The sequence below is a fragment of the Lysinibacillus sp. UBA6686 genome (assembly GCF_002455205.1).
Taxonomy (GTDB): domain Bacteria; phylum Bacillota; class Bacilli; order Bacillales_A; family Planococcaceae; genus Lysinibacillus; species Lysinibacillus pakistanensis.
In genome coordinates, this window is record NZ_DKJS01000041.1 from 75,201 (window position 1) to 87,648 (window position 12,448).

12 protein-coding genes are annotated in these 12,448 nt (G+C 36.8%); 6 read left to right on the top strand and 6 right to left on the bottom strand.

Going from position 1 to position 12,448, the window contains the following annotated elements:
* Window positions 1–13: 13 nt before the first annotated feature.
* Complete coding sequence (locus tag B2R82_RS10555) at window positions 14–148, bottom strand: hypothetical protein (protein ID WP_283869632.1); 135 nt, start codon at window positions 146–148, stop codon at window positions 14–16.
* 140 nt (window positions 149–288) lie between these two features.
* Window positions 289–1,524 carry an aminopeptidase gene (locus B2R82_RS10560; protein ID WP_286924812.1) on the bottom strand — a complete coding sequence of 412 codons (1,236 nt, stop codon included), beginning with the start codon at window positions 1,522–1,524 and terminating at the stop codon, window positions 289–291.
* A 194-nt stretch (window positions 1,525–1,718) separates the two neighbouring features.
* Here B2R82_RS10560 and motA point away from each other — a divergent pair, with 194 nt between their 5' ends.
* Complete coding sequence (gene motA / locus B2R82_RS10565; protein WP_286924813.1) at window positions 1,719–2,522, top strand: flagellar motor stator protein MotA; 804 nt, start codon at window positions 1,719–1,721, stop codon at window positions 2,520–2,522.
* Window positions 2,506–3,282 (top strand): flagellar motor protein MotB, encoded by a 777-nt coding sequence (motB, locus tag B2R82_RS10570; RefSeq protein WP_286924814.1) that lies wholly within the window; start codon window positions 2,506–2,508, stop codon window positions 3,280–3,282. The genes motA and motB overlap by 17 nt, the downstream gene beginning before the upstream one ends.
* A 61-nt stretch (window positions 3,283–3,343) precedes the next feature.
* Here motB and B2R82_RS10575 read toward each other — a convergent pair whose 3' ends face one another.
* A complete protein-coding gene (locus tag B2R82_RS10575) occupies window positions 3,344–3,565 on the bottom strand; it encodes a DUF1128 domain-containing protein (protein ID WP_283869628.1) in 222 nt (73 codons plus the stop codon).
* 294 nt (window positions 3,566–3,859) lie between these two features.
* On the opposite strand from B2R82_RS10575, the gene B2R82_RS10580 reads away from it, so the two are divergent.
* Together B2R82_RS10580 and B2R82_RS10585 are read left to right on the top strand one after the other, a co-directional pair.
* Window positions 3,860–4,186, top strand: a complete 327-nt coding sequence (locus B2R82_RS10580; protein ID WP_286924815.1) for a YtxH domain-containing protein — start codon at window positions 3,860–3,862, stop codon at window positions 4,184–4,186.
* Between the two features lie 24 nt (window positions 4,187–4,210).
* Window positions 4,211–5,152 (top strand): YihY/virulence factor BrkB family protein, encoded by a 942-nt coding sequence (locus tag B2R82_RS10585; RefSeq protein WP_286924816.1) that lies wholly within the window; start codon window positions 4,211–4,213, stop codon window positions 5,150–5,152.
* 46 nt (window positions 5,153–5,198) lie between these two features.
* Here the strand turns inward: B2R82_RS10585 and B2R82_RS10590 are convergent, their stop codons facing one another.
* Entirely contained in the window at window positions 5,199–7,103 is a 1,905-nt protein-coding gene (locus tag B2R82_RS10590) for a heavy metal translocating P-type ATPase (protein ID WP_286924818.1), read from the bottom strand.
* Window positions 7,104–7,441: 338 nt separating this feature from the next.
* A complete protein-coding gene (locus B2R82_RS10595) occupies window positions 7,442–8,977 on the bottom strand; it encodes a fumarate hydratase (protein WP_286924820.1) in 1,536 nt (511 codons plus the stop codon).
* Between the two features lie 618 nt (window positions 8,978–9,595).
* Between B2R82_RS10595 and B2R82_RS10600 the strand changes: the two genes are divergently transcribed.
* Complete coding sequence (locus B2R82_RS10600) at window positions 9,596–10,393, top strand: YwqG family protein (protein ID WP_286924821.1); 798 nt, start codon at window positions 9,596–9,598, stop codon at window positions 10,391–10,393.
* Between the two features lie 62 nt (window positions 10,394–10,455).
* Here the strand turns inward: B2R82_RS10600 and B2R82_RS10605 are convergent, their stop codons facing one another.
* Window positions 10,456–10,641 carry an SE1561 family protein gene (locus tag B2R82_RS10605; RefSeq protein ID WP_286924823.1) on the bottom strand — a complete coding sequence of 62 codons (186 nt, stop codon included), beginning with the start codon at window positions 10,639–10,641 and terminating at the stop codon, window positions 10,456–10,458.
* A gap of 367 nt (window positions 10,642–11,008) precedes the next feature.
* Here B2R82_RS10605 and B2R82_RS10610 point away from each other — a divergent pair, with 367 nt between their 5' ends.
* Window positions 11,009–12,190: an MFS transporter gene (locus tag B2R82_RS10610; protein ID WP_286924824.1), complete on the top strand. Its 1,182-nt coding sequence runs from the start codon at window positions 11,009–11,011 to the stop codon at window positions 12,188–12,190.
* Window positions 12,191–12,448 lie beyond the last annotated feature (258 nt).

Here is a 12,448-nt window from a genome sequence, read left to right on the forward strand (position 1 = left end):
TGTTTTTATAACATTAATACTTTTCTTTTGGTTTTGGATCTACAGTTACTGAAGATTTAGAATCTAAACCAACTTGTAGATAATGGATGAAGAATCCTGTAGCGATTAATAAAACGGCTGAAAAGCCTAGTACAGTCGTTAAAAACATGATAAAAGTTCCTCCTTACTAGAAATAATCAAGTATATTATCTAAATTAATTATACAATAGGTTACTAGGAAAATCTAAGGATAATTTATGACATCAATAACATACCTTACCTAGAAAAAAATTAGTAGGAATGAATCACTTAAATTGCCCAATTACCATTGCGGAAAATAGGTTCTTTTTGGTCGTCCTTAGTGATTCCTTCTATATTCATTTGCTCAGAGCCAATCATAAAGTCCACATGTGTCAAACTATGATTAAGTCCCTTTGCAAGTAATTCTTCAGAGGACATTTCTTTGCCACCCTCAATGCAAAAGGCATAGGCATTACCTATGGCTAAATGATTAGAGGCATTTTCATCGAATAATGTATTGTAAAATAATAAACCAGATTGTGAAATAGGTGATTGGTGTGCCACTAACGCTATTTCACCAAGATAACGTGCACCCTCATCTGTTTCGATAAGAGAGGTTAAAATTTCCTGGCCCTGCTCAGCTACTATGTCAACAATTCGGCCATCCTTGAATGTTAGCTTGAAATTATTAATAATATTTCCGCCATAGCTCAAAGGCTTAGTGCTTGATACATAACCGTTTACACCTGTTTTAAGAGGTGCAGTAAAAATTTCCTCTGTCGGCATATTTGCCATAAAAGTTTGCCCTTGTATGTTTTCGCTACTTCCGCCCGTCCATACATGTTTTGACGGTAAGGCAATCGTCAAATCTGTCCCTGGCGCCAAATAGTGTAATGCTTTAAATTGTTTGCTAGTTAGATAATCAGCTTTGCTATGTAATTGCTGATCATGCTCTAGCCAAGCAGCAACTGGATCCTCGAGATTGATACGTGTAGCGTCAAAAATCGCTTCCCATAGAGCATTCATTTGTTGGTCTTCTGACAAATGAGGAAATACCTTTGCTGCCCATTGTTTTGAGGGAGCGGCAATAACTGTCCAACTGAATTTATCTGCCTGTAACCAACTATAATAATTAGCTAATGCTTTTCCTGAGGCTTTTTGGAAATTCATGATTCTTTCGTGCTCGATACCCTTTAATAAGTCGGGATTATGAGAAGTAATGCTTAAAAAGGCAGCCCCGTTCTTTGCAAGCCACTCACGCTCCTGCACCTTCCATGGTGGGAAAAAATCAAATGAGTCTTTTGGGGCCTTTTCGTAGCGAGTACGTACGAGCTCATCGTTAGATAAATCTACAAATACCTGTTTTGCACCATTTTTATATGCTGATTTAGTAATTATTTGCGCTAGTTTTAAATTATCGGTCGAACAGCTTATATAGAGGTACTGATTTTTTTGGATATTTACTCCTACTTTCACAGCTAATTCGGCATATTTTAGTAATTTTGTGTTAAAAGATGATAACAAATTCTTAACTCCTTCCTAATAAAGACAATTTAGTGTACTATTCTTAATTCAATATAATCAAATATGGCTTTAAAGTGAATAAAAAGCATTTATTACATCGAAAAATTAGTGAAATACATTTATACTATATTATATATTTAAAAATATGGAAAATAGACGAAAATAACATTAATAGTAGATTTGGAGGTTCTAGAATGGATATATCGTCGATTGTAGGGTTAATAATTGCTTTTATAGCATTATTAACAGGAATGGTGCTAAAGGGAGTAAGCTTAAGTGCATTTTATAACCCAGCAGCCATTCTAATTATCATCTTCGGTACTATTTCCGCTGTAACAATCGCCTTCCCTATGAAGGAATTGAAGCGAGTACCAAAGCTATTTAAAATTCTTTTTAAAGAAACTAAATTAGCGGATGATATAGAGATTATTAAGATGTTTTCACAATGGGCAGATTTAGCTCGTCGTGAAGGATTATTGGCACTCGAAAGTAAGGCTTCAGAGATTGAAGATCCATTTTTGAAAAATGGGCTTACATTAGCAATTGATGGGCAAAATGCTGACTATATCCGTGATGTTTTAACGGAAGAGGTTGAAGCAATGGAAGAACGTCATGCTAGTGGTTCTGCAATTTTTACTCAAGCAGGTACATATGCCCCGACTTTAGGGGTACTTGGTGCGGTAGTAGGGTTAATCGCCGCATTAGGAGATATGAATGATATCGATAAATTGGGACACGCTATTTCGGCTGCCTTTATGGCTACATTATTAGGTATTTTTACAGGTTATGTTTTATGGCATCCATTTGCAAATAAGCTTAAACGTAAATCTGCTGTAGAAGTTAAACAAAAAAGAATGATGATTGAGGGGATTCTTTCGGTTTTAGAGGGGGAGGCTCCACGTGTTATTGAACAAAAACTTGCTTCTTATTTAACGATGGAAGAACGTCGTCAAATTTCGAGTGAAAGCGGGGCGGGTGGCCTTGGCAAAGAAAGCTAAGAAAAAAAAGCATGATGAGCATATTGATGAGTCTTGGTTAGTACCATATGCAGATATTTTAACATTGCTGTTAGCTGTGTTTATTATACTATTTGCATCTAGTTCCATAGATCAAGATAAATTGCAAAGAATGTCAGCAGTTTTTAATCAGGTATTTGATGGCGGTACAAGCTTTTTAGAGCAGCCTTCACCAGTAGAGACTCCGAATGCAGAAAGTGATAAAACGCCACAACAAATACAGCAGAATTCAGCCTATTTAAAGGATCAGCAGGAGCTAGCTCAAATTAAAGATAGTGTTGAAAATTTTATTGCTGTTCATGAGATGGAAGGTCAATTTGCAACAGAAATGACGGATGAAGGTCTGCTTGTAACAATTCGTGATAGTATTCTATTCGATTCAGGTAAAGCAACCATTAAACCAGAATATAAACCGATTGCAAAAGAGCTTGCTGATGTATTAGTATCAGATCCAGCACGTAGCATTTTAATCACAGGACATACAGATAATGTACCACAATCAAGTGTTGAATTTGCCTCAAACTGGGAATTATCGGTTATGCGTGCAGTAAACTTCTTGAAGATTATAGTAGGAAGTAATGCGAACTTAGACCCAAGATATTTTAGTGCGAAAGGGGAAGGTGAATATAAAGCCATCGCTCCAAATGACACTTCTGAGGGTCGTGCGAAAAACCGTCGTGTTGAAGTGTTAATACAACCCCTTGTTACTGAGGATGGTTCTGCAGCTAAAAATACACAATAGAAAAAAGCTATTGGCAAAAGGCTTTGATCCTTTGCTAATAGCTTTTTCTCTCTAAAAATTATTATTTGCGTAACGATCCTAATTCAGCAACAATTGCCTGCATCTCACTTGGGCTAAAGGATTCCCGTTTCATCACCATTTCGTATAAATAAACTAAGTCTTCGTAATTTGCTTCATCAAAGTTTTCTGATTTCATGGCATCAACATTTACCATACGTAGCTTGTCTTTCATTTGGTCAACCATATAAATAACGTTCTCTTTTGACGGTACCGATAAATCCATTTTTGAAACCTTCCTTTCGTCATCCTCGCACATATCATTTCATTGAATAAAAAAAATGTCAACACTGTATTTGGGCATTGCTTTAAAAATAGACTATTATTGGGTAGAATAAGGGCAGTAAGTCGTTTATTGGCTCTAAGGATTAGGAAAAGGTGATTATGAAGCTGAATGTATCTATGGAAAATGCTTAGTGGGAACGAAAATCAACTATAGATAATGGCTATAAGCTTGTTTATTGTTTACTGAAGAAATTTTAGGGAATATACATTTACACAAACGCAGGGGGTTTTTATTATGGGTCAAAGTAAATTATTAATTTCTGTTGTAACAGGTGCGGTAGTTGGTGCTGCGTTAAGTATGCTGGATCGTACTACTCGCGAAAAAACAATAGCTTCTACACAAAAGATGAAGGAAGCAATTTCGTATTATGCGGCTAATCGCGATGAATTACAGGTTTTAGTTGAGGAAAAGGTATTGGCAGCAAAAGTACTTTGTGAAAGTGTATCAGAAAATGTCAACACAATAGCTGAAAAAGTGGATGAATTTAAAGAGCTACCTTCCACAATTCAGGAAATGATAAATGATACAAAATCAGCCTTTTCTTTACCTCATAAAGAATAGCTTGTCTGATAGGAGGGGAATTGTATGGAAAAGAATAAAACATCCATACATACAGCAATTGGTGTGGTGAAATCATTTGTTAAGCCAGATGAGGATAGTGTAGATATGACAACCTCTAGGGGCTTTCTGCAAGATTTATTACTACGCTTACAACGGGTTGAAATATCAGCTCTTGCTGCCCAGTTGGCTTATTTCTTTTTACTATCTTTCTTCCCACTACTGATTTTCCTAGTCACTTTACTACCATATTTAAATTTAGAAACGACGCAGGTGTATTCGTTTTTAGTGAATGTCATGCCAGATGAAGTATATAGACTGATCGAGAATACATTAAACGAAATTTTAAACAATCGTAATAGTAGTTTATTATCCATTGGGGTATTGGGTACATTATGGTCTGCCTCCAAAGGCATTAATGCATTGATTCGAGCGTTAAATAAGGCTTATGAGACAGAAGAGAGTAGGGGGAGTATACTGGATCGAGGACTGTCTCTTATTTTCACGATAGCCCTTGTTTTTGTATTCGCTGTAGCACTTTTATTACCTGTATTTGGACAGCAAATTGGACATTTCCTATTTTCCATTGTTGGTATTGAGGAGCAGTTTGAAACAATATGGCATAGGTTACGATGGTCGATGCCACCTCTTTTAATTTTTCTTGTATTAATGGCAATCTACAGATTTGTTCCTAATACAAGTCCGCGCTTGAGGTTAATGAGCGTTTGGCCAGGAGCCTTGTTTTCAACCTTTTCTTGGTTAGCTGTAACGTATGCTTTCTCGTTTTATATTAGTAATTTTGCAAATTATTCTGCTACATATGGAAGTATTGGTGGAGTTATTATTTTGATGCTCTGGTTATATTTCACAGGTATTATATTGATTTTTGGTGGAGTTCTCAATGCAACTATGCAGAAAAAGGCTTTACAAAAGGAATATCTCAAACAAAATACACTAATGGATAGCTAGCATGAAAACAGCCTCGTATCACAAAAGTGATTACGAGGCTGTTTGTTTAAACATTTTTATTTAGCATGCGTAAGCCATTTAGAATAACTAAAATGGTACTACCCTCATGTCCAATTACACCTAATGGTAAATCAACAACTTGTAAAAAGTTTGAGGCAATTAATAACACGATAATGCCAATAGAGAAAAAGATATTTTGTTTGACGATACGTTGCATTTTACGGGATAAGCGTACTGCATAAGCAATTTTCGATAAATCATTTTTCATAAGGACGACATCTGCGGTTTCTAAGGCTACATCCGTGCCTTCTCCCATAGCGATACCTGTAGTGGCTGTTGCTAATGCTGGTGCATCATTAATGCCATCCCCGACCATTCCTACAAATTGGTGCTGCGAAAGTAGTCGTTTCATCTCAGTAACCTTTGTTTCAGGAAGGCATTCTGCAACATATTCAGTCACGCCCGATTCTTTAGCAATTGCCTTGGCTGTTTTCTCGTTGTCTCCTGTTAGCATGATGACATTAATACCAAGCTCTTTAAGTAATGCGACAGCTTTTTTTGCTTCATCACGAACAGTATCCTTAAGGGCTGTTAATGCGACAATACCGTCTTTATCACGAATGAAAATTACGGTTTTACCCTCTGTAGCTAATTTTGCTGTAGCTCCATCTGCAAAGGAATTTGCTTCTTCTGCGCCCACAAAATCAGGTTTCCCAACGAGATACTCCATATCATTTACATAACCCTTTATACCCCAACCCGGAATATCTTTAATTGCCACTTGAGAAGAGATGATTACTCCCTCGGCTTTAGCAAAGGAAGTGATTGCTTGTGCTAGCGGATGATTTGATTGTGATTCGATACCCGCAAGGACAGACAATGCCTCTTCCCGTTCTACGCCTTCACGAACAATAAAGTCAGTCACAACAGGTTTCCCCTGTGTTAATGTTCCTGTTTTATCAACTGCTACTGCACGTAATACACTTAAGTGCTCTAAATGTAAGCCGCCTTTAAATAGGATGCCGTTTTTGGCACCATTTGAAATAGCTGCTAAAGTAGCAGGCATAATAGATGCTACAAGAGCACATGGTGATGCAACTACTAGTAGCACCATTGCGCGGTAGAATGTTGTAGTCCAATCCCAATCTAATAAAAAGTGAGGTAAGAACATCATTAACGCCACGCTAAGTAAAACGAATTTTACGTAAGTCCCTTCAAATTTTTCAATAAACTGTTGAGAAGGAGATTTCTCACTTTGAGCACTTTGTACAAGCTGAATAATTTTTTGGAACAATGTTTCTGAATTCGGCTTTGTCATTTCCATTGTAATAGCGCCATTTAAGTTAACCGTACCTGCAAATACTTCATCGCCTTCACGTTTTGCAACTGGAAGTGGTTCGCCACTAATTGCTGATTCATCGATAGAAGATTGCCCTTTAAATATGACACCATCTGCGGGTACTCGTTCACCAGGTTTTATAAGTAGATGATCTCCGATTTGTAATGTGGAGACAGAGACTTTCATTGGTTCAAAGCCACCACGTACAAGCCAAGCCTCCTCAGGTTGTAAATTCATAAGTGCCGAAATTTCACGATTACTTTTATTCATGGCATATGTTTCGAGAGCACCACTTACTGCGAATATGAAAATAAGGATGGCACCTTCAGTCCAATAACCAATTGCAGCTGAACCAATTGCTGCTAATATCATTAGTAATTCAACATTTAATTTCTTATCTTCGATTGTTTCTTCAATACCCTCTTTTGCCTTAGCAAATCCCCCAACGCAAAATGCAACAATATACAAAATAACAGAAGCCGTAGTTTGCCCGCTAGTATCTAAACGCCATGCAAGTAAGATAAACAAGCCTGCTATAAGGGCAGCAAGTAATTCAGCATGCTCCTTTACTTTCTCGATTAGATTTATATTTTCTCGATTAGAGTATTCCATTCTTATCCCTCCTGATAATGAAAATCAATATCAAAAACCTTATAATATAATGATTTCGTAAAGTTTTTAAATGAAAAACAATTTCATTTAACTCCTTTCTAATTTAGAATTATTATAACAAAGGTTTTTGGGAAAAGAAAGCCAGAAGTTTTAAAATGAATTTTTATCTGGCAATAAAAAAATATAAAGTTTAAGCAAACAAAAAGCACAGTCTATTCACTAGGAATATTCTGTGCTTTTCAAATTGGTGCAGTAAAATGTCTCACCTTTGTGGAGAAATACCGCATTCGATTATTATGATGTTAATTTTTACAGCAGTGGATGCTTCACTTTGCTAATTAGAATACTCTTTCTGCATGCAAAGCAAGTTTTTCTAAAGATGATTTATCTACATCAGCATGTAAAGAATTACCATGGGAGTCCATTGTAACTACAGCAGTGAAGTTCTCTACATTTAAGTGCCACATAGCTTCTGGTACACCAAATTCCATTAAATCAACGCCGTCTACACCTTTAATACAGTCAGCGTAGTATTGAGCCGCTCCACCGATAGCGTTTAAGTATACACCGCCATGCTCTTGTAATGCAGCAAGTGTTTTTGGTCCCATACCGCCCTTACCAATAACAGCACGGATACCGAATTTTTTCATGATGTCACCTTGATATGGCTCCTCACGAATAGAAGTAGTTGGACCAGCAGCTTTTACGGTCCAGTTGCCTTCTTCGTCTTTAGCCATAACAGGACCACAGTGGTAAATAACCTGTCCATTTAAATCAACAGGTGCATCATGGCTCATTAAATGATGGTGAATGGCATCGCGACCTGTATACATACGACCAGTAATAGATACAACATCTCCAACCTTTAAAGTACGGATTTGCTCCTCAGTAATCGGTGCAGTAAGTTCCACTACATCTGTAGTCGTATCTTCTGTCGTTGCTGCAACTTCATCTTTAAATGTAATTTTTTCGCCTTCTTGATAGTGCCATTTAATGATTTCACCAGTTTGTGGGTCAATGTCCACAGCCATACGACGATAAGCCCAGCAGTTATAAGCGACTGATACGTAGAATGATGCAGGGATACGGTGCATAACCCCAATTTTACAGCCAAGTAATGTTGCTTCTCCACCAAAGCCCATTGTGCCAATACCAAATGTGTTAGCTGTTTTTACAACATATTCTTCTAATTTGGCAAGATCAGCATTTGGATTTGTATCTTCCACATGACGGAATAATTGTTCTTTCGCTAAGTCGTAACCAGAAGAACGGTCTCCACCAATACCTACACCGATGAAACCAGCTGAACAGCCTTGACCTTGAGCTTGATAGACAGAGTGTAAAATACATTTACGGATGCCATCTAAGTCACGACCAGCACGGCCGAGACCATCTAGTTCACAAGGAAGGCTGTATTGAATATTTTTGTTTTCACAGCCGCCACCTTTAAGAATTAATTTAATCGTAATGTAGTCATTTTCCCACTGTTCAAATTTAATAACAGGTAAACCTTCTCCAAGGTTATTACCACTATTTTCCCCAGTTAATGAATCAACTGCATTCGGACGTAACTTTGCATCAGCTGATGTATCATTGATTGCTTTTTTAATAGCAGCTTTGATTTCTAATTGATTAACGCCTACAGGAGTGTAGACCTTAAATGTTGGTAGACCTGTATCCTGACAGATAGGTGATACATTATCTTCTGCCATAATAATATTATTTGCAATTGTGTCTAAGCTCATTGCTGCACGCGTGCCAGCATTCTCTGCCTCTTTGGCTTTTTTTATAGCACGGCGCACGTCTTTCGGTAGGTTCGTAGATGTTTCAGTAATTAAATTGTATAGACTTTTCTCCAAAGTTTGTACATTCATTTTTGTATTGCCCCCCATAGAAAATTTGATTATTTCCACGTTACATTATACTCTTTTCAACTAATGAAAAAAAGAGCCCATCTTTTAGAGGTAGGAATTAAAGGGTGTTGTAATTAAAAAGGGAGGGAGGTAATTAACAATCTGGTGGATTTAATTAAGAAAAGGGTGAAGGTGATCGACAATCTAGGGAACTTGATCAAAAATAAGGAGAAGGTGATCAATGATTAGGAGGAGCTGATCAAAAAAAGGTGAAGATGATCAGCAATCTTGGGAACCTGATCAAAAATAAGGAAAAGGTGATCAATAATAAGGAGGACCTGATCAAAAAAAGGGTAAAGGTGATCAACAATCTAGAGAACCTGATCAAAAATAAGGAGAAGGTGATCAATAATTAGGAGTACCTGATCAAAAAAGAGTGAAGGTGATCAAAACTCAGGAAGACCTGATCAAAACTCAAGAGAACCTGATCAAAAAATCCGAGTCTCTAATCAAATTCCATACGAAACGAGTTATGTATATGAAATGCACTTAACCTAGTATTTTTTTCTCTTGAATTAGATTGATAAACAGGAACGTTTGTTCTATAATAAGGATAAATCAACTTTAGGAGGGAATTTAGTGTCTGAAAAGAGTGCTCTTATGTTACCTGAAGCATTTGAAGTATATAGAAAAACTATAGAAGAAACATTACAGCCGGTTATAAATATTGAAACAACAATGCGAAAAACATCATTATTTGAAAGTAAGTTTGCAGGTAATCCATATTTTCCATTGTCGATGGAATATCCTAAAAATTCTGATGGACAGCCATTAAAATTATTAGCGCAAATTAATTTTGAAGAAGTACCTAATCATTTATCGAAATTCCCTGAGGAGGGAATTTTACAATTTTTTATCGATTCCTTTGACGATGTATTGGGAATGGACTTTGGTAATGGTCAAAACCAAAAAGGCTTTCGTGTTATTTATCATGAACGGATCGTCAATGATGCATCACAATTAATTCAAGATTTTTCGTTTCTTGAAGCGAAAAAGGATGACATGTACTTTCCTGTTGAAAAGGAGATGGCATTGACCTTTGAACCCACCTATGAACCTTTATCAATAGATGATTTTAGAAGTGATGACCATTACACAAGTATTTTAGATAATATAGAAGATGATACACTAGAGGATGCTTTTTACGAAACATTAACGGGTGATGGTCATAAAATTGGTGGCTATCCATTTTTCACACAGGATGATCCAAGGGCATATGGAGATTACCAACAATCTACGGTTTTGTTGCTACAAGTTGACAGTGTCGGTGATCATATAATGTGGGGCGATTGTGGTGTAGGGAATTTTTTCATCACGGAGGAGGAGCTTCAAAAGAAGGATTTTAGTAAGGTTTTGTATAACTGGGACTGTCATTAGACAGCTAAAAGCGCGAGAAATCAAACGTGATTTTTCGCGCTAAACTTATTCTTGTGCTTGGGCTATTGTTCACGAACGTTAAATTGCTCCATTTTGTCTTCTAAATCATCCATCATTTGTATTAAACGATCAATGTCCTCTAATTCAGTTGTTTCAGGATCAATTGCATCTAATACTTCTAAAAATATTTCAAGACGTTCTCTTAAGTAATTCACTTGCTGCTTTTTATCAGTTATTGGCTTAGACATTCGTACACCTCATTTCATCCCCTTCATCGTAGCTGATTTAGGTCTAAATTTCAATGTTTAGGTAAACACCTAGGACTTAACGATTAATTTTAAAAAACAATAAACAGAATATTTACAATATTGAATACCTGTGTTAAAGTTGTATTAAGAAATCGTAAAGGAGTGATCATCACAATCTTTCGAACTCTAACTCGAAAAGGAGGGAGTTTAAACAAGTTCTCGGCGAAAGTAAATGCTGAAATTCGTGTTTATACAATTAAATGAAAATTAGTATTCGTTAAGCCTTAGCGTAAAATCACATGTGGTGAGCGCTAAGGCTTTTTGGTATGCTGTTCTTTGGAAGAATCACTTGATGTTGGAGGAAATGATGACGTACTTCTCAGATTACAGCAAAAAAAGATTTGCCATTCTAGTGTTAATAGTTTCAATATCGGGCTTTTCACAAGGGATGCTATTACCACTAATTTCAATTATTTTCGAGCGGGATGGTGTATCCTCTGCATTGAATGGATTGAATGCAACAGGTTTATACATAGGAACTTTATTAATCTCCCCGTTTATTGAGCAGCCTCTAAGAAAATGGGGCTATAAACCAATTATTTTAATAGGTGGGGCATTGGTGTTTCTATCGCTCCTCGCATTTCCTCTATGGAAAAGTGTGACCTTTTGGTTTATCCTTCGATTACTTATTGGGGTAGGGGATCATGCGTTGCATTATGCGACACAAACGTGGATTACTAGCACAGCAGATCATAAAAGCTTAGGAAAGGGCATGGCAATTTACGGCTTATCCTTTAGTACAGGTTTTGCAGTCGGACCGTTAATGGTAAAGCTTATTCAAATTACAGAAGCATTGCCGTTTATAGTCTCCTCGATTCTGTGCTTATTGGCATGGTCGTTTGTATTTTTATTGAAAAATGAGAAACCAGAGCGTTTAACGGGAGATTTACATGCAAGAGGCTGGCAGCGTTATAAAATGGCCTTTGTTTTTGGATGGATTGCGTTTTTAGGTCCATTTGTTTATGGGTTTTTAGAATCTTCTTTAAATGCTTTGTTCCCAGTCTATGCTTTACGTAAAGGTTTTGAGGTTGGTATGATTCCTATTATTTTATCCGTCTTTACTTTTGGAGGGATTTTAACACAGGTGCCTCTTGGAGCAATGGGTGATAAGGTTGGTCGTAGAAAGGTATTGATGATAGGCTCTTTTGGCGGAGCTGTTATTTTTGGAATTGCAAGCTTTTTAGAGCATTCACAAATTGCCGTAGCCATCGCATTTTTCCTTACAGGTACATTGGTAGGCTCGATGTTTTCGTTAGGAATTACATATATGGCTGATTTAACACCAAAGGAATTACTGCCAACTGGAAATCTATTGTGTGGTATTGCTCTAAGCATTGGAAGTTTAACAGGACCGTTTCTTGGCGGGGTATATATAGAATATGTAAAGAATTATAGCTTCTTATTATTAGTGGCAATGCTATTACTTGTGGTAGCCATCGTGTTAATGATATTTGGTGGAAGTAAAAATAAGCGTTCTGCGACAATATAGGTAAAAAACAGGTAGAGGAAATTACAAAGAAAAAGAGCGGGGCTCATCTTCCCGCTCATAAAACAAAAAACGCCCAGCAAATCCGTGCTGTATTGGCGTTTTTTGCGTGATAAGGATGTTCCGTCCGAATCACTTAGGTTTGGCACCTAGATTGATATTATACAGATAAGGAATCATAAAATCAAATATTAAAATAAAGGTAATATTTGTACTTTAATTAGCTAACTGGATATAATAGAAGAACATTGTGCGTAGATT